The sequence below is a fragment of the Chryseobacterium sp. 'Rf worker isolate 10' genome (genome assembly GCF_050753305.1).
Classification (GTDB): domain Bacteria; phylum Bacteroidota; class Bacteroidia; order Flavobacteriales; family Weeksellaceae; genus Chryseobacterium.
The window spans coordinates 165,492-188,901 of the sequence record NZ_JBOZOF010000003.1 but is presented as its reverse complement, the minus strand read 5'-3'; the positions used below and the strand labels follow the sequence as shown (position 1 = coordinate 188,901).

The window sequence follows — 23,410 nt, the reverse complement described above, 5'->3', positions numbered from 1 at the left end:
TTGTTAAACGTTTTAGACAAAGATAAAAAATTGATTCAAAGTTGAAAGGATTTTGAAAATAATTTTTTAAAATCGGCTTATACAATAATACTGAATATCCCAATAATACTTACTTTTGTTTTCATAAAGATTCTGAAAATGAAAAACATTTTATCAAAGAGTATTATTGGATTAGGATTGATAATCGGTCTTGCTTCATGCAAAAAGTCGGATTCTCCTCTTACGAAAGTAACTCCCAGCAACCTGGATTCTATTGCTTCTAAATATTATGAGCAGTATCTAAAGCTATACCCTTTAGATGCTACATCTCAGGGAGATACAAGATATAACGACCAGCTTCCGATCAATATTGATAAAGATTTTATCTCCGGAGAAATCGCTTTCTACAATTCTGTGCAGAAACAGCTGGAGCATGTAGATTACAAAACTCTTTCTGATGATGATAAAGTGGTGTATGATGTGCTGGATTATACTTTAAAAGATAAAATTGAGGCGTATGCCTATCATCCGGAATATATCCCTTTTACCCAATTTGGGGGCCTTCCGCTTACTTTTCCGTTATATGGAAGCGGACAGGGCAGCCAGCCTTTCAAAACTGAAAAGGATTACAGCGACTGGCTGAAAAGAATGGAGAAATTTCCGGAATGGATGAATGCAGCAGCAGATAATTTCCGTGAGGGGATCAACAATAAGGTAGTACTTCCTAAAAAACTGGTGATCAAAATGATTCCTCAGATGAAAGCTGAAGAAATCACAACTTCTGATATGGAAAAAAATATTTTCTACGGGCCAATAAAAAATTTCCCAAAGAGCTTCACTCAGGATCAGAAAGACAAATTTTCAGCGCTTTATAAAGATGCCATCACGAAAAAAATTATTCCGGCATATACTAAAATGGGGGTCTTTTTGGAAAAAGACTATCTGCCAAAAGCAAGAGATACAGATGGCTACAACAGCCTTCCTAATGGAAATGAAATTTACAGGTATTATGTAAAAAGCTGGACAACCACTAAAAAATCTCCTGAAGAGATCAATAAGATCGGGCTACAGCAGGTGGCTATGCTTCGTTCAGAGATGGAAAAAGTAAAGCAGCAGGTAGGTTTTTCCGGAACACTGGAAGAGTTTATTACTTTTGTAAAAACGGATCCAAAAGCAATGCCTTATAAGACTTCTAAAGAAGTTTTGAATGCATTCAATGGTATTTTAACGAAAATCACTCCGAAGCTGAAAACGATGTTTAACGTAACTCCGAAAACAAAGTTTGAAATCAGACAGACAGAGAAATTCAGAGAGGCAAGTGCCAGTGCAGAATACATTCCTGGAACTCCGGATGGCAAAAGAGCAGGTATATTTTATGTTCCGCTTCCGGATCCTACCAAATTCAATGTTACTTCAGGAATGGAGTCTCTTTTCCTTCATGAAGCAATTCCGGGACATCATTACCAGGTTTCTCTGCAACAGGAGAATACGAAGCTTCCTAAATTCATGAGATTCGGATGGTTTGGAGCTTATGGTGAAGGATGGGCTCATTATTGTGAAACATTAGGCCCTGAGTTTGGTTTGTATACAGATCCTTATCAGAAAATGGGATACCTGAGCGATCAGATGCTGAGAGCTGTAAGATTAGTAGTAGATACCGGACTTCATACCGGAAAAATGTCACGTGAAGAAGCCATTAAATATTTCCTAAGCAATATTTCTTATGACGAGGCATCTGCCACAGCAGAAGTAGAAAGGTATATGGCAATGCCGGGACAGGCTTTAGGCTACAAAATAGGGTCTTTAAGAATCCGTGAGCTAAGAGAAAAATACCAGAAAGAATTGGGGAATAAATTTAATCTGGCAAGTTTCCACGATGAAGTATTAAGCCAGGGATGCCTTCCTTTAGATGTTCTGAACAGAAAAATGGAGCTTTGGGCAAAAAAACAAAAATAAATTATAGTAATAAAAAAGGGTACTTCATTCAATCGGTACCCTTTTTTATTTCTTTCTTCTAAATAAACAAAATTGATATGATCACAGAAAGCATAAGATCTCTTTTCAACAGGGATTTAAATAAATTAAAAACAGAGATAGAAGCCTATCAGAATGAAGAAAACCTTTGGATAATTGATAAAAGTATAGCCAATTCTGCCGGAAATCTTTGTCTGCATTTAATAGGAAACATCAATCATTTTATAGGAGCACAGCTAGGAAACACTGGCTATATAAGACACCGCGAGCTGGAATTTTCTTTAAAAGATGTTCCAAGAGCAGAACTTATTGAAAAAATTGAAGCTACTATAGCTATGATAGATTCCGTTCTGCCACAATTGTCTGAAGAGGATGTTAAAAAAGAATATCCTTTGGTTGTTTTTGAAAGCAAAATGACTACAGATTACTTCCTGATCCATCTGGTTGCTCATCTGGATTATCATTTGGGACAGATCAATTATCACAGAAGATTGTTAGACATTTAATCCATCAATAAAAAACTAAAATAACGCAACGATCACAAAGTAATTGTTGCGTTATTTTTAGCTCACAAGGGCGTTTCACTTAGCAAAGAAAATATTGCCTTTGCGAGCTATTTCAACGTGGTTTTTTATAAAATCTTAGCGAGCATAACGCTACAATCTTTGAATTATTTCTCAAACATCATTTTCGTAATAAAATCCTTTTCGCCTTTTCCTCTTGCCGGGGAATATTCTCTTCCATAGAAAATGATCTGCAGGTGAAGCTTATTCCATACTTCTTCAGGGAATAAACTCTTTGCATCACGCTCGGTTTCCACTACATTTTTTCCGGAAGTCAATTTCCATTGTGTCATCAGACGATGAATGTGTGTATCTACCGGAAATGCAGGAAATCCGAATCCCTGGCTCATTACTACTGAAGCAGTCTTGTGTCCTACTCCCGGAAGAGCCTCCAATTCTTCATAAGTCTGAGGAACAATACCATTGTGTCTTTCCAACAGAAGTTCGGCCATTCTTTTCAGGTTTTTGGCCTTTGTATTAGACAGTCCTATTTCTTTAATCAGTTCTTTGATTTCAAATTCTTCCAGTTTAGCCATTCTTTGTGGTGTTCCTGCTACTGCAAAAAGATCGGGTGTAACCTGGTTCACTTTTTTGTCCGTAGTCTGTGCGGAAAGTGCTACAGCAACCATCAATGTATACGGATCGGTGTGATCTAACGGAATGGGTGTGGTGGGATATAATTTATCCAGTTCTATCTGAACGAGCTCAGCTCTTTGTTTTTTTGTCATGTAAGCCTTAAATTTGAACAAAATTAAATCATTATGCTGAAAGTTGGAGATAAATTACCTGAATTTGAAGGATTCAATCAAGACGGAGAAACAGTAACCTCATCAAAATTAATTGGGAAAAAACTGGTTGTTTTCTTTTATCCACAAGCAAACACACCAACCTGTACAGTGGAAGCCTGCAACCTGAGTGATAATTATTCTAAGCTTGAAAAAGCAGGATTTCAATTATTGGGTGTAAGTGGCGATTCTGTAAAGAAACAGAAGAATTTTCACAACAAATTTGCTTTCCCATATGATCTTATTGCGGACGAAAACCGTAATATTATTGAAAAATTTGGAGTATGGCAGGAGAAAAAAACGTTTGGTAAAACGTATATGGGAATTGTAAGAACCACTTTTATTTTTGATGAAAATGGCGTTTGTACAAGAGTGATTGAAAAAGTAACGTCAAAGACTGCTGCGGAGCAGATTCTGGAAGGATAATTTTCTTCCGAAACACAAAGATCACAAAGGCTTTCACAAATAACACGATTTAAAATCTATACGTTATTTGTGAAAGCTTTTTTATATGTTTTACTCTGTTTCGTAGTAATTTAATTCTTCAGTTTCGCCGGGAAGAATGACATGTTTTTTGAATTTTAATCCCAATTTTTCGATCAGTTTTTGGGAAGAAATATTATCTTTTGAAATGATCGCAGATATCTTTGTTAACCCAAAATCATCCATTCCAATAGATTTTACCTTCTGAGCGGCTTCAAAAGCATACCCTTTCCCTTCAAACTCTTCCAATAGAGAATATCCGATATCCACGATATCAAGACCTTCTCTTTCGAAGATTCCTACTGCACCTACTTTTTCGCTTCCTTCTTTAGTTACTAAAAGGTAGTTTCCATATCCCAGCCTTTCAATCTGCGGAGCAAATCTGTTCAGGATATAATTTTCAGCATCTTCAATGGTATTCACATTGCGGTTGCCGATATGTTGAATAAATTTTGGTCTGTTATAAAGCTCAAAGACAAAATCTTTGTCTTCACGAGACATGGGACGAAGTATTAATCGTTCGGTCTCATAGGTATTATTTGCGCTTGGGTGTTTTTCTGGGCTCATCTTTCTTTGGTTCTTCTTTTTTTTCGATTTTCAAAAGTCTCGGGTTATTAGCACATTTTTTATTGTAAAGCTCAATATAAGTTCCATTATCTTTTACATTGCTTACAGCGCCTGTTGATTTATTGACAGTCACTGTATAATGTGTTTTTTGATAAGGGCATTCTTTTGAAGTCAGCTTTCCAAGATCCAGATAATAATTCGATTTGTCTTCATGATAGTTACCTGCAAGATCCTTGAATTCTTCATCCACCATATAACCATCAGCAGCCAGCACCACAGCGGCTTCCTGAGCATTGTCAATCCGATCTACAAACTTCTTAAGACCCTCCACATCAGTAACATAATTTACTTTTCCTCCTTCTGAATACGCAATATAGTAAAAGCTGTCTTCGTTAGGAAAAAGATTGAACCCTGAGAACTGGGGGGTATAATTCACCTTCCCTGAAATCTTAATTTCCTGACCTTTTCCATAGCTGTTGTATACCAATACCCATGAATCTACCCTATTGCTTGGGTCGATCTGTTGCAAAATATTCGGAATGCTTGAAAATTTTTTCTTCTCCTGAGAATATCCAAAAATTCCCAAAAGTAAGAATGTAAGAATTGTAATTCGGGTTGCAGCTTTACTCATAATTTTAAAAATCAGCAGAAAATATACCAAATACTACATAAACTTCTCTCCTTTCTTAAAGTTTTTTAAGTCAAGAACATAGTCCTTAATGAGCTGGTCGTTATCTCGAGGGCAGATAAGAAGGGCTTTATCTGTATCTACAACAATGTAGTTTTCAAGTCCGTCAATGATTACAGCCTTATTATTATTTCTCAGACGGATAATATTTCCTTTTGAATTATAAGAAAGTAAATGTTTTAATTTTACGGCATTTCCGTCTTTATCTTTTTCAGTATTTTCATAGACAGATGTCCATGTTCCAAGGTCACTCCATCCCAGGTCTGATGGGATCACATATACATTCTTTGCTTTCTCTAAAATCCCGTTATCAATAGAAATTTTCTGAACTTTCGGATAAATGGTTTCAATACAGCTGTTTTCCTTTTCTGAATTGTATTCGCAAGCCATAAAATGCTGCATCATCTCCGGAAGGTACAGGTCAAAAGCATGGTGAATACTTTTTACATTCCACACAAATATTCCTGCATTCCATAGGAAATCTCCACTTTCTAAGAAGCTTTGTGCAATCTCAAGGATAGGTTTTTCGGTGAATGTTTTTACTTTAAAATACTCAGAGCCTTTCTTTTCTACAAACTGAATGTATCCGTAGCCGGTATCAGGTCTTGTTGGGGTAATTCCCAATGTTACCAGGTAGTCATGTTTTGAAGCCAAATCAAATGCAAGTTCCACTTTTTCCAGAAACACATCCTCTTTAAGGATAAGATGATCCGCCGGAAGAACAATCATTGTTGCGTCCGGATTAATCTCAGCAATCTTGTTGGCCATATACAGGTTACAAGCCGCAGTATTTTTCATAAGCGGCTCACCTACAATGTTTTCTTCAGGAATCTCCGGAAGCTGCTGATGGGAAAGAGTTACATACTCTTTATTCGTAATCACGAATATCTGCTCCTTAGGAATTACCTTACTGATTCTGTCATAGGTCTGCTGAATCATGGTACGCCCGGTTCCTAAAATATCCTGAAACTGTTTTGGAAATTTCTGCGTGCTCATCGGCCAGAACCGGCTTCCGATCCCCCCCGCCATTATAACGCAGTATCTATCTGATTTTAACATTATTAGCTACATTTTTCTACCCTTGCTAGAGGCTTGAAAGAATACTTCCTTCCGGTAGCCAGGTTCTTACAAAGATAGTTTTTTTTAACTAGACCTTCTAATAAATACTTTTCGTTGCGGTATATAAAAAACTCACCCTTCTGAAGTTCTTCGATAAAATGAAGAGTATCGTCTTGTTTCTCAGTGTGAAAATACCTCACCAGATCCGGGCTGGCCATGAAATTTGCTTTGGGTGATTTTGAGAATTTTACAATAATAGGCTTTAGTTCTTCATCATAAATTTCAAGGCTTTCAAGGAGCATATTTCTGAAAGTATCTTTCCATTCATTACCATGAGGAGAGATTCTTCGTCCATATTTTTCAAAAGCAATCAGATGTGCCAGCTCATGGGTCAGCACAAAGAAAAAAAGCTGTGGGGTAAGTGTAGAGTTTACCGTTATTTCATGAGAATTGTCTGGAAGTTTTCTGTAATCTCCCAGTTTTGAATTTCTGTTTCTTGTAACTTTTATATGTATATAGTAATCTGAAAACCAGATTCTTAAATATTTAAGAGTATTTTGAGGTAAATATTTTTCTAATGATTGGATAGACATTTTACAAACTTAATGGAATTCCCGCATAGAAATTCAATAGTTTAAGACTAAAAAGATAATTATATTTTGCCTGCGCTACTGATCCCTGTGCATTTGCATAATTATTTCTTGCCACATTTACGTCATAGATGGTTGTTCTTCCTGCAGCATAACTTTTGTCAGCAAAATCAAGAGCTAGCTTGGAACTTTTTTCTGCCTCTACAGCAGCCAGATAATTTTCATAATTGGCATCTGCATCAAACTGAGCTTTCTGTACATTCTGTCTTACAGTCTGCTTTTGCTGTTCCAATGCATTTTTAGCAATACTTTCATTAACCTTGGACTGCTCAACCTGTAATTTTGTTTTCCCTTTATTGAAGATAGGGATATTAAGTGATAGCCCTACATTTTGTCCGAACTGATCTTTATACTGTTCAAAAAAAGTTCCCTGTACAACACCTGGCATAACATTGAATTGCTTGTTATAGAACGTATTAAGACCTGCACTGGCTGTTAATGTAGGCCAGAATGCTGTTTTGCTTACCTCAGTTTGTGCTTCGGCAGATCTTATCCTGCTTTCCGCTGCTTTTATCTGAGGTTGTATCTCATACGCAGTTGCAAGCACTTCATCTACGGCAGCAAGTTGTAAATCAAGCTTTTCCGGAACATTTACATTTTCTACATCAAAATTTTTATAATCTGAAAGTTGCAAAAGCTGAGCGATAGCAAACAAAGCACGTCCAACATTTACTTCTGCTGTTTTAAGGTTTTGTTTTTCTCTTGCCAGCGCTGCTTCAGCCTCTGCCAGAACCGTCTGAGAAGTTGTTCCAACCTGAGTGGTAATTTTAGCTCTGTCGTACTGTTTCTGGGCATTTCCTACTGCACTTTGAGAAATTTTTACAATCTCTTTATTCAACAAGGCAGTCAGATATTGTTGAGCAATCTGAAGAGAAATATCATTTTTAATGGTTTCAATATCATACTGGCTTGCTTCTACATCAAATTGAGCTTTTCTTACACTCTTCTCTAATCGCCCATTATTATAGACCAACATATCTGCACCCAGCCCAACACTGTTATTGAATCTATCGTTTCTATAACTTCCTGCTCCTAATGACCCTTGCCCGAAACTCACCCCACTCGTAACACTCCCAGATACGGAAGGCAAATATTCTTTTTTGGCCGCTTTAAGATTATATTCTTGGTTTTCTTTGTTATACTGATTTTGGATAACCTGAAGATTATGCTCCACTGCATAGCTTACACATTCTTTTAAGGACCATTTCTTCTGAGCACTTAATCCCAGATAACCTAATCCAAAAACGATGATCCAAACTTTTTTCATATGTATATGTTTATTTGTTTTTTAATGGTCATATGGAATCGTGGTTTCTTCATCAGTGTTGTAACTTGTAAATCACAACGATTTCATATTAAGATTTTTCAATATTAGACGAATTAAATATAAAAAAGTTACAGATTGAAAAATTATATTTTATTTTAAAAAAACTTTTGGGAATTTTGTATCATGACAAACGAACAATATCAGGAAGCTATCGACTGGCTTTTCGTGCAGATGCCCAACTACCAGATAGATGGTCAGAAGGCTTATAAACCCGGATTAGACAATATTACAAAGCTTTGTGCTTTCTTTGGAAATCCTCAGGATAAGATCAAATGCATCCACATTGGAGGAACCAACGGAAAAGGTTCTTCAAGCAATATGCTGGCGTCTGTACTTCAGGAAGCTGGTTATAAAACAGGATTATACAATTCTCCACACCTTATAGACTTCACAGAACGTATTAAGGTAAACGGTAAAAACTGTAATAAGGAATTTGTCTTTGATTTTATTCAAAAACTGAAAACTATTCCTGAAGACATCCGCCCCTCTTTCTTTGAGTTTACTACGATCATGGCTTTTGAGTACTTTTATCAGCAGCAGGTAGATTTTGCAATTATTGAAGTAGGATTGGGAGGAAGACTGGATTCAACAAATATTATTACTCCATTGATTTCTGCCATTACGAATGTGCAGCTGGATCATCAGAATATTCTGGGAGACACCATTGAAGAAATCGCGGCTGAGAAAGCAGGAATTATTAAAAACAACATCCCTATCATTTCCGGTGATGAGAATGAAGCTGTTAAAAATATCATCATTGAGAAAGCAATTAAAGAAAATGCTCCGTTTATAGATGCTGCTCTTATTAATACAAATCTTGAATCTGATCTAAATGGAAATTATCAGAAGAAAAATATCAGAGTTGTACTGGCAGCAGTAGAAGAATTAAAAAAACTGGAAGTACATATTTCTGATGAAGCTCTTAAAAACGGACTTCTTCATGTTCATCAGAATACAGGATTTATTGGCCGTTGGTTTGAATTTTCAAAAAATCCGCTTACTATTTGTGACACGGGACACAATCAGGCAGGATTGGAGTATGTTTTTTCACAATTAAATTCAATTAACCGCCACAAGCATGTCATTTTGGGGTTTGTGAATGACAAAAAAATAGATGATGTGATGAATTTACTTCCTGAAAATTCTGAGTTTTATTTTGCTAAACCATCTGTCAACAGGGGGAGACACCCGGAAGATTATGAAAATCTGCTTCAGGAGGCGAAAATTTTTTATAAAATTTTTGATTCTGTACAGGAAGCGTATCTCACTGCAAAAGAACGATGTACAAACGAAGAAATGATTTTTATCGGCGGAAGCAACTTTGTTGTGGGAGATTTTTTAGAAAAAAATTTGGAGATTTCCGAATAAGTCGTATATTTGCACCACTCTAAACGAGGAAACAAGTTGTAGGGGCTCTTAGCTCAGTTGGTTCAGAGCATCTGGTTTACACCCAGAGGGTCGGGGGTTCGAATCCCTCAGGGCCCACAAAAAGGATACTGAAGCCTTTCAAAAAATTTCAGGGCTCTTAGCTCAGTTGGTTCAGAGCATCTGGTTTACACCCAGAGGGTCGGGGGTTCGAATCCCTCAGGGCCCACAAAATCTCTCAATTTATTGGGGGATTTTTTTATTTTATCCCTAAGTAATTTATAGCTTCACCTCCGCTTTTCCTTATATTTATCTACCTTTGCTTGCATTTGAATTTGTCCTACGTGAAGCAGCTCCATATCATATCATTCAATTATCCCTACCCTCCTTCTTATGGTGGTATTATTGATGTATATTATAAGATTAAGGCTTTGTCTGATTTGGGAATAAAAATTCACCTTCATTGTTTTATAGATCAGATTCCTGGCAAGATTGATGTGGAGATCAAAGAGATTACGGAAAATGTATTTTTTTATAAAAAGAAAAAGAATCCACTACTCTATTTTTCAGGAACGCCTTTCGCTGCTGCCATCAGAAATTCTGAAGTTCTTCTTAAAAACCTTGAAAGGGATAAAGCCCCCATCTTGTTCGAAGGCTTACAGACAGCCCATATTATACAGTTTCTGAAAGATAACAACCACAAGCTCTATCTCCGTTACCACAATAACGAAACAGAGTACTATAAAGGGCTTTCTTTATCAGAAAAGAATCTATTCAAAAAGATTATTTACAGAATTGAATCTTTAAAATATATCAGATATCAGAAAAAATTGTTAAAGAAATTTGAAGCCGTTTTCTGCCTGTCAGAAAAGGAATATAAAGAAGTAGAAACGTATTCTGAAAATGCACAATTGATTCACATTTTTCATGGCAACCAATCGGTAAAGCAATTAAATAAAAAAGGAAATTATTTTCTTTTTCACGGAGATCTTACGACTGCTGACAACAAAAGAGCACTGAACGAAACTATTGATTTATTTAAAACCCTTCCCCAATATCAATTAGTTGTGGCTTCCGACCGTGCCAGTGAAGATATTAAAAGGAAAATTTCTGAAGTTGCGAACATTAGCCTCACTCCTATTCAAACTACAGAGAAACTTCATCATCTTCTGGAAAATGCCCACGGAAATATTTTGGTTTCATACCAGAATTCAGGCACCAAAGTGAAACTATTTAACACCCTTTACAACAGCCGTTTTGTTATTATCAACGGAAATATCACAGACGACCCAGTTTTGACAGGTTTATGCCTGTATGGAGCTGACATAAACGAAATTCGCCAGAAAATCATCACCTCAGCTGAAAAAGATTATGATGCTGCTGAAAACAGGAAGGAAATTTTAGAAAAAACACACTCCGACAAAGCTAAAGCTGAAGAAATTGTAAAGATTATTTTTAAAAATTAACTCTCTCAACCACTTTCTGGATATTAAACTCCTCAAGGCAGGCCCAATCTCCTCGGTAACATTCTTTATCCCCGAAAACAGAACATGGTCTGCAGGTAAGATCTTTCACCTGCACAACATCCTCTTCACTCTGCCCGAATCCTAAAAACCCGGCGTAAGGATGAGTCGCTCCCCAAATAGAGACACATCTCGTTCCTACAAGACTCGCAAGGTGCATATTAGCAGAATCCATAGAAATCATCAGTTCCAGTTCGGCAATATGATTGAGTTCTTCCGTAAGGTTTAATGTTCCTGCAAGGTTTTTTGTATTAGGAATCTCACGCTCCCATTTTTCAAGGGTTTCTTTTTCTTTTTTACCTCCACCAAAGAAATATATAGTATGTTTCTTAGCCAGAATTCTGACCAGTTCGTAGGATTTCTCCAAAGGAAGCATTTTTCCCTTATGTTGGGCAAAAGGAGCAAATCCAATTCCCGATTTATGCTCACAAAGTGGTTTTAATGCATGTGACAGCTCCACTTTGAATCCCATATTTCGAAAAACGTCAGCATAACGTTCTACCGTCTTTTTCAGCTGTATTTTCTCCAAATTCCAAACGTCTGTAAGGTGTTCTTTTTCCTCTTTTCCTTTATCTATTTTGAAAACCTTAAGCCCTTTCCTTCTGTATATTCTGTCTAAAATTTTAGTTCGGATTACATCATGAAGATTGGCAATACAGTCCGGATTAAACTCCTTTATCAGCTCGTTACTCAGTTTACTTAGCCCAAAGAGACCTTTATAATCATCAAGATCAATCCCCTTAAAGGTTATGTTGGGAATGCCGTCAAATAAGGCTTCAAAATTTTTCCTGGAAACCATAATAATTTCCACACCGGGGTTCTGCTCCAGAAATTCTCTGAAGACAGGCACTGTCATCGCAACATCTCCGAATGCGGAAAAACGATATGCTAAAATTCTGGTCACGGTTATGATTTCAGTTGATAGGCAACTGCATAAAACTTGATCTGCTTGGTCATTGCCATTAATCCATTGGCTCTGGATGGCGAAAGGAATTCCTGTAATCCTATTTCTGCAATAAAATCAAAATCAGAATCCAGTATTTCCTGAGTGGAATGTCCACTATAAATACTTACTAAAAGAGAAACGATTCCTTTTGGCAAAATACCATCAGAGTCAGCATTAAAGAAAAGCTTCCCTTCTTTAAATTCGGCATCAATCCAAACTTTGCTCTGGCAGCCTTTAATCAGATTTTCTTCTGTCTTCCTGTCTTCCGGTAAGCCCTTCAGTTCTTTTCCAAGATCAATGATGTACTCATACTTTTGCTCCCAGTCTTCAAGAAAAGCGAATTCGTCGATTATTTCCTGCTGTTTTTCTTTAATGGTCATTTTAAATCAAATTTCTTTGTGCAAAGATAACCAATTTTGTAAAATTTATTAATGAGATGCTTTTTCAAAAAGTTGTAGGATTTTTGTTTCCTCATTCTCCCAGCAAAATACATCCGCCGCTTTATTCAATTCACTCTGATAATACAGCCTTCCTCTCTCAAGAACAAGATTAATTGCCTTCTCAATCGTTTCAGGTTGATGATCCGTGATTATTTCTCCTACATTGAACTGATTTCTTATTCGCTGCATCTCCGGGAAATTAATCATGACAAGCGGTACTCTGGACTGAATATAGTCGCAAACTTTATTAGGAAGAGAATAATAATAACTAACTCCGTTATTTTCTTCAAGACTGAATCCCACATCTGCTGTCTTGGTTATTTCTCTAAGGTTTTCCGGTTTCAGTTTACCAAGGAAAATGACTTTATCATGTAGCTTTTCCTGAACAACAAGCTCTTCATATGTTTTTTTCTTCGGTCCGTCTCCGGCAATTTTCAAAACAGCATCTTTAATATGATGCATGGCAACGATCATTTTCTCAATCCCCCGGGATTGATTGATTGCTCCCTGATACAGAATAATTTTAGGATGATTGTCTGGAATTTCAGGAACAGAAAGTATTTTTCTCGGAATATTTCTTACAACAATCGGGTTGACATTGTACTTTTCATGAAACCATTCTGCATAGCTTTCACTCTCTGTCATCATAAACTTCACATGAGGAACCAGCTTTTTTTCAAGCACTCTCCAGAATTTCTGTGAAAATCTGTTTTGTACTGATGGCATTTCCGTAAAAATTTCATGACTGTCAAAGACTAAAGGAATATTCAGTTTTTTGGCAATGAGATAATTTGGCAGAAGTGCATCTATGTCATTGGCATGAAGGATAGTATCTTTGTCCGCTTTTTTCTTCAGTTCTTTATATAATTTACAATTGAACTCAAAATAAGCGGTCTTTAGACTTTTTGACTTCAATCCTATTCTGGAAAAAAGATAAGGACGATCCATTTTCTCATTTCCATCCCAGTCGTTTCCGATCAGTTCTATAGGATATCCGTTATCAAAAAGGGTTTTGCATACCTTTTCAATTCGCTGATCGGTATACAGATTACTAAAGGCAGATACTATTATTTTTTTTTTCATCAATCTTTCTTATCTAGTATTAAATAATAGATCTGAATGAAACAAATTAGCCCATTTGGGATGATTACCGGCCAAAGCATCCCATTAAAGATCCCATAAATGACAAAACAAATACAGCCAATCATGTTAACTACCCTAATTTTTTTTACATCTTTCAGTATGAAACTCAATACGATAAAAAGGGAGGCAGAGTAGCCTATATAAGTGGTAATTTCACTATTCATGGGAAAAATTTAGGGTAAACAAACTTAATCATTTTCAATAAGATAATAAAATTTTTTCTGCCATAAAGTCATTAATTGATTTTTGGTAAAATATTTGTAATTTAGATAATGAATAAAAGGTAATGTTGCCTTTGTTCTAATGAGATATATTATGGATTATAAGTTTTCACAAGGTTTGAGCCAGGTGTTCAAACAAAGCAAAAGCGAAGCTAAAAGGCTGAAAAGTGAATTTCTTAATACAGAACATCTACTTTTAGGTATTATAAAAACGGAAAACTCTGCAAAAGAAATCCTTCAAAACCTTAATGCGGATTTAACACAAATCAGAAGAAAAATTGAAACTTTAAATACAGCAAGTCTTAATCCTATTTCTGAAGAGGTTACCAATATTTCTTTCACTAAGATGGCAGATCATGCCATTAAACGTGCAGAGTTAGAATGCCGTCAATATAAAAGCAATGAAATTAATACCGTTCACCTGCTTTTAGGTATTCTTTATAAATATGAGGATCCTACTTCAAATATTCTGGGAGCTTATGACATCGACTATGAAGGAGTTTCAAGAGAATACCAGACTATGCTTAAAAATTCAGGGCAGTCACCACAAATGAGTGCTTACGATGATGATGATGAGAGAGAAGAATTTGAGCAAATGAGAAAGCCTACAGGAAATCTAGGTTCTGCAAAAAGTAAAACCCCTACATTGGATAACTTTGGTAGAGACCTTACTTCTTTGGCTAGAGATGGAAAACTGGACCCAGTGATCGGGCGTGAGAAAGAAATTGAGAGAGTTTCTCAGATTTTATCACGTAGAAAGAAAAACAACCCTCTTCTTATCGGGGAGCCGGGAGTTGGTAAATCTGCCATCGCCGAAGGTTTAGCATTAAGAATTCAACAGAAAAAAGTGTCGAGAGTTCTTTACGGAAAACGTGTGATTACGTTAGATCTGGCAAGTTTAGTTGCCGGAACCAAATACCGTGGTCAGTTCGAAGAAAGAATGAAGGCTATTATGACAGAACTGGAGAAAAACAGAGATGTCATTTTATTCATTGATGAGCTTCATACAATTGTAGGAGCTGGAAGTTCTACAGGAAGTTTAGATGCTTCCAATATGTTCAAACCAGCTTTGGCAAGAGGTGAAATTCAATGCATCGGGGCAACTACCCTGGATGAGTACCGTCAGTATATTGAAAAAGACGGAGCTTTAGAAAGAAGATTCCAGAAAGTAATGGTGGAACCGACTTCTATTGATGAAACCATTCAGATTTTGAATCAGATCAAAGACAAATACGAAGAACACCATAATGTAGTATATACTCCGGAAGCAATTCTGGCTTGTGTCAATTTGACATCAAGATATATTACAGACCGTTTCCTACCAGACAAAGCTATTGATGCTATGGATGAAGCAGGATCCCGTGTTTATATCAAGAATATGAAGGTTCCTACAGAAATCATTGATTTTGAAAAGAAAATCGAAGATATTAAAGAACTGAAACAGAAAGCTGTAAAAGCTCAGGACTACCTTGAAGCAAGAAAGTTGAAAGATGAAGAGGAACGTCTTCAGATGGAACTGAATGCTGCTCAGGAAAAATGGGATAAGGATGTAAAAGAGAAAAAAGAAACCGTAACGGAAGAAAATGTAGCAGAAGTGGTTTCTATGATGAGCGGCGTTCCGGTAACGAAAGTTGGTAAGAACGAGCTTGACAAACTTGCCCAAATGGATGAGAAGCTAAACGGAAAAGTGATCGGTCAGGAAGATGCTGTGAAGAAAGTAGTGAAAGCTATTCAAAGAAACAGAGCTGGTCTTAAAGATCCTAACCGTCCTATCGGTACTTTTATTTTCCTTGGAACAACCGGGGTTGGTAAGACCGAATTGGCTAAAGTAATGGCAAGAGAACTATTCGAATCAGACGAATCTCTGATCAGAATTGACATGAGTGAATACATGGAGAAATTTGCCGTTTCAAGATTGGTTGGTGCGCCTCCGGGATACGTAGGATACGAAGAAGGTGGTCAATTAACAGAAGCTGTAAGAAGAAAACCTTATGCGGTAGTGCTTTTGGATGAGATTGAAAAAGCTCACCCTGATGTATTCAATATTCTGTTACAGATTTTGGATGAAGGACACGTTACAGACAGTTTAGGAAGAAAAATTGATTTTAGAAATACCATCATTATTCTTACTTCAAACATCGGAACAAGAGATCTTAAAGACTTCGGAGACGGTGTAGGATTCGGAACTTCTGCTAAGAAGACCAGTTCAGATACCAGAGCGAGAAGTACGATTGAAAGTGCTCTTAAAAAAGCATTTGCTCCTGAATTCTTAAACAGAATTGATGATATTGTGATCTTCAACTCTCTTGTACAGGATGATATCAAGAAAATCATTGATATTGAACTGAACAAATTGTATGGCAGACTTGAAAAATTAGGCTATAAAGTAGATCTTACTGAAGAAGCTAAAGACTTTATTTCTGAAAAAGGATGGGATAAAGATTTTGGTGCAAGACCATTGAAACGTGCGATCCAGAAATACATTGAAGATTTATTGGCAGAAATGCTGGTAAACAAGCAATTGAATGAAGGAGAAACTGTAGTTCTTGACCTTAATGAGGCTAAAGACGGATTGATCGGAAAAACGCAGAAGGCTAAGAAATCAGCCGCTGAGAAATCCTCTCAATCATAATTGAATACATAATTTAATTCAAATAGAAAATCCCCGGGAAATTTCCCGGGGATTTTTGTTTTTATAAGTTTTGGCTAAAGCCAATGGTATTTCAATATTGTATTGAACGGGCTCCCTTCGGCTAAGCTCAGGATAATAGCCCGTTCCTATTGATAAAATTAAAGTCCCACTACGAAACCAATATTCGGGATCAATCCGCTAGTAAATACACTGGAATTCTGCTTCCAAAGCACATTGTACATCAACCCCAGCTGCATAAAGGAATTATTCCCGATTCTCTGCATATATCCTCCTCCCAGATATAAAGCATTTTCTTCTGTATTGTATTTATAATCGTAATATTTGTCTTTATAATTGATAAAGAAATGTTGATAATTGGCTCCTACATAAAATGATCTGGCAAAATAATAATTAACAAACGGCCCTACTCCGAACATTGTAGATTTATAAGAATTGGAGGTCTGCCAGGAAACACTTCCTATCCCTCCAGCCTCAAGATCTTCTGTAAGTCTGTAACCTACTCTTGGTGAAGCCTGCAGATTAAATGAACTATTACTCCCGAATCCTAATCCGATACCTCCTCCAAACGTCCATCTGTTGATTTCCTGTGCCTGTGTACCTAATGAAACCTGGGGAAAAACTGAGCCTGAAGCTATCAGCATCATAGAAATAATAAACTTTTTCATATCTCCTATTTATTGTTTTAAAATTATATACTCTTCTGTTTCCATCTGCAGAGAGACTGATAAAAATGTGATTGGTTATTCTATTGTTTTTATCAATGTTTAAAATTATGGTTTTTTTACGACTTTATTAATCGTATTTTTGCCGCATCAAACTAAGGACTCCCGTTAAGAGTTCCGTAAAATTGAAATACAATGAAAGTAGTAGTAGGCCTCTCCGGAGGTGTAGATTCTAGTGTTACAGCTTATTTGCTGCAGCAGCAAGGCCATGAAGTAGTGGCTTTATTCATGAGAAACTGGAACGATGCTTCCGTAACATTAGAAGATGAATGTCCCTGGATTGAGGACAGTAATGATGCCCTTATGGTGGCACAAAAGCTTGGAATTCCTTTCCAGGTGATAGACATGAGTGAACTTTACAAAGAGCGTATTGTTGATTATATGTTTGACGAATATCAAAAAGGAAGAACACCCAACCCTGATGTATTATGTAACAGAGAAGTAAAATTCGATGTATTTATGAAGACCGCAATGTCTTTGGGTGCCGATAAAGTGGCTACAGGACATTATGCAAGGGTAAATTCTACTTTTGATGAAAACGGGAAGGAAATTTTCCATCTTCTTGCCGGGAAAGACAACAATAAGGATCAGTCTTATTTCCTATGCCAGCTAAGCCAGGACCAGCTTTCTAAAGCATTATTTCCTATTGGGGAACTTACAAAGCCTCAGGTAAGAGAAATTGCAAAAGAAATTGGATTGGTAACTGCTGATAAAAAAGATTCTCAGGGATTGTGTTTTATCGGAAAAGTAAGTCTTCCTCAATTTTTACAGCAACAATTAAAGCCCAATGAGGGTGAAATTGTAGAAATTTTCAAAGATTCTCCTTTATTTTCGGAAGAAAAACCTGAGTTTGCATCTAAAGAAGAAGAACTTGAGTTTTTATCAAGAAAAATCAATTATAAAAAATCTGACGGAAAAGTAATCGGGAAACATCAGGGGGCCCAGTTTTTTACCATCGGACAAAGTAGAGGTCTTGGTATAGGCGGTCATAAAGAAAGCTGCTTTATCGTTTCAAGAGACATGGAAAACAATATCATTTTTGTGGGGGAAGGAAGTCATTTCCCGGGACTTCACAAAAAAGCCTTGAAAGTAGACAATGCTGAGCTTCACTGGGTACGTGAAGATATGAAGCTTCAAAATGGAGAATCCATGGAAGTTTTGGCGAGATTCAGATACAGACAATCTTTGCAGAAAGCAACTCTATTTCAGTTTGAAAATGCTTTGTATGTTGAATTTGATGAGCTTCAGTCTGCGATTGCAGAAGGACAGTTCGCATCATGGTATATTGATGATGAATTGATTGGCAGCGGAGTAATTGCTTAGAAAAACAGCAATAAACATATCAGAATAAAAGAGACCTGAAAATTATTTTCAGGTCTCTTTTTATTTTAGTCTCAATATTTATTGAATAATAATTTCCTTTTCAGCAGTCGTATGGGCTGAAAAATACCCCAGCGCTCCATTGCTGATATTACTTGGCGGATTTGCAGAAACAGTGGTATTAGATTCAGGATTATCCGGGTTATTCTGAGCTTTAAAATAGTTGTAAACAGCCTCATCTATGCACTGCATTTCTACTTTCACTTTCCTATTTTTGCTGTAATTTGTGCCATTAAGCGTTCTATTATTTACCTGCCCGTTTACCGAATAATCAGAAAACAGAGTAATCTTTTCTATGCTACTGTATTCTTGAGATTTAAACAAATAATAATTCCCTTTTACCTCAGGATCTGTAAAAACCGGAATCACTTTTTTTTCAATGTAATATTCGTTAGGTATATCCTTTTGTTTTAACGCTGTAAATTCTACATATTCAGGCATTTTGCTCATTGCATTATAGGCAACACCATCTACAGTTACAGAAAGGGTATAAACATCTCCGTACTGGGTCGTAAGATGGGTTGTTCTGTATTCTCCCTCAGCATATTTTAAAGTATCGGATTGCCCATGATTATCACTGATGACAACAATAGCATCTGTAACCGGTTTCGGATATGATGTAGCATTAATTTTTTCAGACCTGGTGACTTTCACCCTGTAAGGCCCGCTTTTATCCGTAACGTTTCCTTCAATCACTATGGTTCCGCTCAAGTCTTTTAAAGGCAGGTCTATATATCTTTCATCAAAACAGCTCAACAGAGAAAATACAATCGGAAAGACTGCCAGGTATTTTATATTTTTCATCGGTAAAATTTAGAATTTGAAATTGTACGTTATATTGGGAACCCATGAAACAAAAGAGGTCTGCTTAGGCCTAACAATACCTTGGTTCCCTTCAAAGGAAATGCTGTATGGATTATGTCTTCCATAAACATTATAAATCCCGAATGACCATGAGCTTTTGAACCTTTTATCAGTTTTTGGTTCGTAGGTTGCGTTGATATCCAATCTGTGTGATGCTGGTATACGCCCTCCGTTTCTTTCTCCATACTGAAGGTAACTTCGGCCATCTATCACATATTTTGCTCCCGGATAGGTCATCGCATTACCCGTAGCATAGACAAATGCTCCGGATAGTGTCCATTTCGGACTCAATTGATAATTGGCGACCAAGGACAAATTATGTGTTCTGTCATAGGTAGCATTATACCAGCCACCATTATTGATCTCATCATTTTGTCTCTGAGTTTTGGATAACGTGTATGAAAACCAACCTGTAAGTTTTCCTGTCGTTTTCTTGGCCATAATTTCCAATCCATAAGCCCTTCCTTTCCCATTATAAGCCAGATTTTGCTCTATATTATCCAGAATATTGATTTCAGCACCGTCTTTATAATCAACAAGATTTGACATTTTCTTGTAAAAGACGTCCGTACTCAATTCATATCCGCCTTTGAACTTTTTAGTAAACCCAACGTTCATCTGATCAGCAATCTGAGGTTTTCTCACATCCATCCACAAATCATTATTAAGAGCTCCATTGAGACTGTTCAGCGTATATATATTTTGGGTATTTCTATTATATCCTAAGGTTAAAGTATTGTTTTCATTAAAATTATATCCAACAACAATTCGGGGCTCGATATTGAAATAACTTTTATTAAAATCATTCCCTATATTATCCATATTTTTTCTGTTTGAAGAAAACAGTGATGCCCTCAAGCCATAGTTGATGAATAGCTTATCATTCGGTTTATAATCATCATTAATGTAGAGTGCGTTTTCCCACATTGTCCTATTATTTCTCAGAAAGCTGGAAGTTATAGCTTCAGGAAGATCTCGTGTAGAGAAAAAATATTGAGAGGTCTGGAGGCCATAACGTAAGGTATGTTTTAGACCAACATAATGAGTGAAATCCTGCTTGATACCAATATTTCTGATATTTGGTTTTATTTCTACAAATTCATCATTATTATTCTGAACCGTTGTTTTATATCCGTAATTACTGTAAATCAAAGAAGTATTTGAGAATAATTTGCTGCTTATAATACTGTTCCATCTAAGAGTTGCAGCTGTATTTCCCCAATCATTATTGAATTCTTCAAAAGCTAAGACATCTTTGCCAAAATAGCTGGATAAATGGATGCTATTATTTTTATTAATCTGAAAATTAGCCTTTGCATTAAGATCATAAAAATTCAATTTAATTTTTGATCCATTTTGCGGTGGTATAAAAAGATCTGCGTAAGTTCGCCTCCCGGATATAATGAAAGACGATTTTCCTTTCTGAATAGGACCTTCAACGCTCAGTCTGCTGCTTACAAGTCCCAGACCTCCACTCACATTATATGTCTGATTATTTCCTTCCTTCATCTTCACATCGACCACCGATGATAACCTTCCTCCATATTGGGAGGGAATGTTACCTTTATAAACGGTCACATTTCTCAGTGCATCACTATTAAATGTACTAAAGAAACCCAGCAAATGAGAGTTATTGAAAACCGGTGCTTCATCTACCAGCATAAGGTTCTGATCAGGACTGCCTCCCCTTACACTAAAGCCAGATCTTCCTTCCTGGGAGCTTATACCGGGCAAGTACTGTATTGTTTTCAAAATATCTTTTTCTCCCAATAAAACTGGCAATTTTGAAATACCTTCTACATCCAGAATTTCACCTCCCGTTTTAGATCTGGTAGAGACCACAGTTTTATTCTTTTTCAATTGTACCTCCTCAATAAGAGTTTCTTCTTTTATCAGATCCCAGTCTATTTTTATTGTTTCATGCAGATGGATTTCTTTGCTGTCGTTCTTACGGTTAGAATAGCTAATCAGCAGCGTATAATCGCCTTCAGGCAATGATAAGGAATAAAAACCATACTCATTGGACTGTACATTAATTTCAGATTTCTCTTTTATTTTAATTACTGCTCCGGAAATTAATTCCCCCGTATCCCTATCCTTTACCACCCCGCTGACGGGATAAATATTTTGGGCATAGGAAAAAGCAGACAATAAAATAGTAGAAGTGGTGATTCGAATCATTTTTCGTCATTTTTGCGCAAAAGTATATTTAAATTCCAAAAACCTTCTATCCGTGGTGAAAAATCATATTTTCCAGCATAAATGGTATTTTTTTAGCCAAAAACAGCCATAAATATATTTTTTTCAACCAAAAAGACTAAATATCATTCCAAGTTATATTCAAAATCGTTTTTAACAATTAGTCAATATATCCTTTATATTAATAAATTAACAATAATTTAACTGCTTTCTATTTCCGCATACAGAATTCGTTAATTTTTTTAACGAATTTGAAGAAATAATATAAAACCCTACTTCAGCATATGGCATATGAGCTCTGAAAACTCTGCTGAAAATACCTGTGAAAAGCATTTCTTGAAATTAAAGTTTTACTTATCATCAATGAAAAAATAAATATTTTCAATACAAAAAAGGCATTTAGATTAAAATGTAAGGAAGAATGATTTTTTTGTAACAGATTTCAGATTGTTATACTTACTAAGTAAAACAATAAAAAATACTACTATGAAAACATCTACAAAAAACCAGTATGCTTATGTAAACAATATTCTGATTACAATTGTTTCTGCCATTTTCGGCTATAACTTTTATCAGGCCATTGTGCATCCTGAAAATTCAAATATTGCAATCAGTCTTATTTTGGTAGTCCTTACTTCCGTTATGGTTCGAAAATATGGTTATCAGCCCGTAAAAAAGAAAAAGAAAGATATTTAATCTCAACTAAACATCATAAAGCCCGGAACATCTTTGTTTCGGGTTTGTTTTTCAATAGGTATTTATTTCGTCTTTTTATTGATATGATTCAACATAAAAGTCAATATAACAATAACTTCTACTATTAAAATCATGATCAGAAATCCAACAGGTTTCCCTAATATGACTCCTCTGATCAGTTTGATTATTCCAAAGAAGAAAATAAGACCTGCGAAACAAAGGGTTGTTCTTGAAATGGTTTCTTTCAAAGAATTTAAAATAAAAATTGAAATGTAGAATCCGATAATCAGGATGAGATAAAACTTCAGAAAGTCTGGTCCTTTAAGAACAACCGGATTATATGTCTGATATACTGCCACAAGCCATGTAAAGCTTATGATAACCGGAGCTGAATGAATAATGAGTTTTTTCATAATTATTAATTTTTTTATCCGCCACAGCCACCGCATCCCCCACAACCGCCTCCACAACCACCGCCTCCGCTGCAGCCCGAGCCCCCGCAGCTTCCTCCTCCATCATTATTCTGCTTATCTTTTCTATTAGGATCTGTGACATCGCTGTCTCCTACTATTGATGCAATAGTTCCAAGGATGAAAATAATGGTAAATATTACTCCTGTGACCAGCAATCCCGTAAAACTACTCCCTTCTGTACATGAGAATAAAAGGAGTAACCCAAAGATCGGAGCAAAAAAAACCATTCTTTTTAGCCAGGATCGTACTTTAGACTTCTTCTTAAACTCTTTCCAGATTTCTTCCGGCGCATCCTGCTGAAATACTTTCCGGTAGCTTATCAGGGTGTCATCAAACCAGTTCCTGTGTTTTTCTCTCTCCGAAATTCCTCCTTTAGAAGGATGATGATGAAGCGGCCTTTTTAAAATATGTGGACAGAATTCCTCCCAGTAATTCTGAGTATAAATCAGATGCATATGCCATACTTTATCCACGATTTCGCTGGGAGATGCACCATTGGGAAGAATACAGCAGAGATAAACAAACTTTTTGTACTCTTCAATTGCTTTTCTTGCAAAATCAAGGCTCCAGCTTTCTTCTTTGGCCAGTTTTTTTGAGAAAGGAAAATCAACACCGGGAGCATCCAGAGAAAATTCCTGGATTCGGCTCCAAAGGGATTCGTCTTTTAATACCATTTTTGTTTCCATTGTTTTGATTTTTGTTTTTCTATT

Annotated in this window: 23 protein-coding genes and 2 tRNA genes; 10 read left to right on the top strand and 15 right to left on the bottom strand. The window is 36.3% G+C overall.

Annotated elements, in window-relative coordinates; all coding sequences use genetic code 11:
• Positions 1 to 138: 138 nt before the first annotated feature.
• Both LKL37_RS15220 and LKL37_RS15215 read left to right on the top strand, forming a co-directional pair.
• Entirely contained in the window at positions 139 to 1,935 is a 1,797-nt protein-coding gene (locus LKL37_RS15220) for a DUF885 domain-containing protein (protein WP_431611364.1), read from the top strand.
• Positions 1,936 to 2,012: 77 nt separating this feature from the next.
• The gene (locus LKL37_RS15215) at positions 2,013 to 2,459 is read left to right on the top strand and encodes a DinB family protein (protein ID WP_431611363.1); all 447 of its coding nucleotides are present in this window, start codon (positions 2,013 to 2,015) and stop codon (positions 2,457 to 2,459) included.
• Positions 2,460 to 2,623: 164 nt separating this feature from the next.
• Here the strand turns inward: LKL37_RS15215 and LKL37_RS15210 are convergent, their stop codons facing one another.
• Positions 2,624 to 3,244, bottom strand: coding sequence for an endonuclease III domain-containing protein (locus LKL37_RS15210; protein ID WP_047375946.1), 621 nt, complete (start codon positions 3,242 to 3,244; stop codon positions 2,624 to 2,626).
• Positions 3,245 to 3,277: 33 nt separating this feature from the next.
• Between LKL37_RS15210 and bcp the strand changes: the two genes are divergently transcribed.
• Entirely contained in the window at positions 3,278 to 3,727 is a 450-nt protein-coding gene (gene bcp / locus LKL37_RS15205; protein WP_431611362.1) for a thioredoxin-dependent thiol peroxidase, read from the top strand.
• A gap of 90 nt (positions 3,728 to 3,817) precedes the next feature.
• On the opposite strand, the gene LKL37_RS15200 is transcribed toward bcp, so the two are convergent.
• Genes LKL37_RS15200 through LKL37_RS15180 form a run of 5 tightly spaced genes read right to left on the bottom strand, consistent with a single transcriptional unit; the run spans position 3,818 to position 8,015 of the window.
• Positions 3,818 to 4,351, bottom strand: a complete 534-nt coding sequence (locus LKL37_RS15200) for a GNAT family N-acetyltransferase (protein WP_431611361.1) — start codon at positions 4,349 to 4,351, stop codon at positions 3,818 to 3,820.
• The gene (locus LKL37_RS15195) at positions 4,320 to 4,982 is read right to left on the bottom strand and encodes a hypothetical protein (protein WP_431611360.1); all 663 of its coding nucleotides are present in this window, start codon (positions 4,980 to 4,982) and stop codon (positions 4,320 to 4,322) included. The genes LKL37_RS15200 and LKL37_RS15195 overlap by 32 nt, the downstream gene beginning before the upstream one ends.
• A 33-nt stretch (positions 4,983 to 5,015) precedes the next feature.
• Complete coding sequence (locus LKL37_RS15190; protein ID WP_431611359.1) at positions 5,016 to 6,098, bottom strand: mannose-1-phosphate guanylyltransferase; 1,083 nt, start codon at positions 6,096 to 6,098, stop codon at positions 5,016 to 5,018.
• A gap of 2 nt (positions 6,099 to 6,100) precedes the next feature.
• A complete protein-coding gene (locus LKL37_RS15185) occupies positions 6,101 to 6,691 on the bottom strand; it encodes a SprT-like domain-containing protein (RefSeq protein ID WP_431611358.1) in 591 nt (196 codons plus the stop codon).
• A gap of 1 nt (position 6,692) precedes the next feature.
• Complete coding sequence (locus LKL37_RS15180) at positions 6,693 to 8,015, bottom strand: TolC family protein (RefSeq protein ID WP_431611357.1); 1,323 nt, start codon at positions 8,013 to 8,015, stop codon at positions 6,693 to 6,695.
• 183 nt (positions 8,016 to 8,198) lie between these two features.
• Between LKL37_RS15180 and LKL37_RS15175 the strand changes: the two genes are divergently transcribed.
• From LKL37_RS15175 to LKL37_RS15160, 4 genes are all read left to right on the top strand, one after another.
• A complete protein-coding gene (locus tag LKL37_RS15175; protein ID WP_431611356.1) occupies positions 8,199 to 9,443 on the top strand; it encodes a bifunctional folylpolyglutamate synthase/dihydrofolate synthase in 1,245 nt (414 codons plus the stop codon).
• 42 nt (positions 9,444 to 9,485) lie between these two features.
• Positions 9,486 to 9,560: transfer RNA gene (locus LKL37_RS15170), tRNA-Val, on the top strand.
• A 34-nt stretch (positions 9,561 to 9,594) separates the two neighbouring features.
• A tRNA-Val gene (locus LKL37_RS15165) sits at positions 9,595 to 9,669 on the top strand.
• Positions 9,670 to 9,784: 115 nt separating this feature from the next.
• Positions 9,785 to 10,906 carry a hypothetical protein gene (locus tag LKL37_RS15160; protein ID WP_431611355.1) on the top strand — a complete coding sequence of 374 codons (1,122 nt, stop codon included), beginning with the start codon at positions 9,785 to 9,787 and terminating at the stop codon, positions 10,904 to 10,906.
• Here LKL37_RS15160 and LKL37_RS15155 read toward each other — a convergent pair.
• Genes LKL37_RS15155 through LKL37_RS15140 form a run of 4 tightly spaced genes read right to left on the bottom strand, consistent with a single transcriptional unit; the run spans position 10,896 to position 13,656 of the window.
• The gene (locus tag LKL37_RS15155) at positions 10,896 to 11,819 is read right to left on the bottom strand and encodes a glycosyltransferase family 9 protein (protein ID WP_431611816.1); all 924 of its coding nucleotides are present in this window, start codon (positions 11,817 to 11,819) and stop codon (positions 10,896 to 10,898) included. The genes LKL37_RS15160 and LKL37_RS15155 overlap by 11 nt on opposite strands.
• 50 nt (positions 11,820 to 11,869) lie before the next feature.
• Positions 11,870 to 12,289: a SufE family protein gene (locus LKL37_RS15150; RefSeq protein WP_431611354.1), complete on the bottom strand. Its 420-nt coding sequence runs from the start codon at positions 12,287 to 12,289 to the stop codon at positions 11,870 to 11,872.
• A gap of 48 nt (positions 12,290 to 12,337) precedes the next feature.
• Positions 12,338 to 13,432 carry a glycosyltransferase gene (locus LKL37_RS15145; RefSeq protein WP_431611353.1) on the bottom strand — a complete coding sequence of 365 codons (1,095 nt, stop codon included), beginning with the start codon at positions 13,430 to 13,432 and terminating at the stop codon, positions 12,338 to 12,340.
• Positions 13,432 to 13,656 carry a uroporphyrinogen decarboxylase gene (locus LKL37_RS15140; RefSeq protein WP_288438332.1) on the bottom strand — a complete coding sequence of 75 codons (225 nt, stop codon included), beginning with the start codon at positions 13,654 to 13,656 and terminating at the stop codon, positions 13,432 to 13,434. The genes LKL37_RS15145 and LKL37_RS15140 overlap by 1 nt, the downstream gene beginning before the upstream one ends.
• A 151-nt stretch (positions 13,657 to 13,807) precedes the next feature.
• On the opposite strand from LKL37_RS15140, the gene LKL37_RS15135 reads away from it, so the two are divergent.
• Positions 13,808 to 16,345 (top strand): ATP-dependent Clp protease ATP-binding subunit, encoded by a 2,538-nt coding sequence (locus LKL37_RS15135; RefSeq protein WP_431611352.1) that lies wholly within the window; start codon positions 13,808 to 13,810, stop codon positions 16,343 to 16,345.
• 158 nt (positions 16,346 to 16,503) lie between these two features.
• Here LKL37_RS15135 and LKL37_RS15130 read toward each other — a convergent pair whose 3' ends face one another.
• Positions 16,504 to 17,031, bottom strand: coding sequence for a hypothetical protein (locus LKL37_RS15130; protein WP_431611351.1), 528 nt, complete (start codon positions 17,029 to 17,031; stop codon positions 16,504 to 16,506).
• Between the two features lie 192 nt (positions 17,032 to 17,223).
• Here LKL37_RS15130 and mnmA point away from each other — a divergent pair, with 192 nt between their 5' ends.
• The gene (mnmA, locus tag LKL37_RS15125) at positions 17,224 to 18,411 is read left to right on the top strand and encodes a tRNA 2-thiouridine(34) synthase MnmA (RefSeq protein ID WP_431611350.1); all 1,188 of its coding nucleotides are present in this window, start codon (positions 17,224 to 17,226) and stop codon (positions 18,409 to 18,411) included.
• A 78-nt stretch (positions 18,412 to 18,489) separates the two neighbouring features.
• On the opposite strand, the gene LKL37_RS15120 is transcribed toward mnmA, so the two are convergent.
• Together LKL37_RS15120 and LKL37_RS15115 are read right to left on the bottom strand one after the other, a co-directional pair.
• The gene (locus LKL37_RS15120; protein WP_431611349.1) at positions 18,490 to 19,272 is read right to left on the bottom strand and encodes a DUF4249 domain-containing protein; all 783 of its coding nucleotides are present in this window, start codon (positions 19,270 to 19,272) and stop codon (positions 18,490 to 18,492) included.
• A gap of 9 nt (positions 19,273 to 19,281) precedes the next feature.
• Entirely contained in the window at positions 19,282 to 21,513 is a 2,232-nt protein-coding gene (locus LKL37_RS15115; protein WP_431611348.1) for a TonB-dependent receptor, read from the bottom strand.
• Positions 21,514 to 22,017: 504 nt separating this feature from the next.
• Between LKL37_RS15115 and LKL37_RS15110 the strand changes: the two genes are divergently transcribed.
• On the top strand, positions 22,018 to 22,227 hold the full coding sequence (locus LKL37_RS15110) for a hypothetical protein (RefSeq protein WP_431611347.1): 210 nt from the start codon (positions 22,018 to 22,020) through the stop codon (positions 22,225 to 22,227).
• 62 nt (positions 22,228 to 22,289) lie between these two features.
• Here the strand turns inward: LKL37_RS15110 and LKL37_RS15105 are convergent, their stop codons facing one another.
• The gene (locus tag LKL37_RS15105; RefSeq protein ID WP_431611346.1) at positions 22,290 to 22,640 is read right to left on the bottom strand and encodes a hypothetical protein; all 351 of its coding nucleotides are present in this window, start codon (positions 22,638 to 22,640) and stop codon (positions 22,290 to 22,292) included.
• 14 nt (positions 22,641 to 22,654) lie between these two features.
• Positions 22,655 to 23,386: a glycine-rich domain-containing protein gene (locus LKL37_RS15100; protein ID WP_431611345.1), complete on the bottom strand. Its 732-nt coding sequence runs from the start codon at positions 23,384 to 23,386 to the stop codon at positions 22,655 to 22,657.
• Between the last annotated feature and the right edge of the window lie 24 nt (positions 23,387 to 23,410).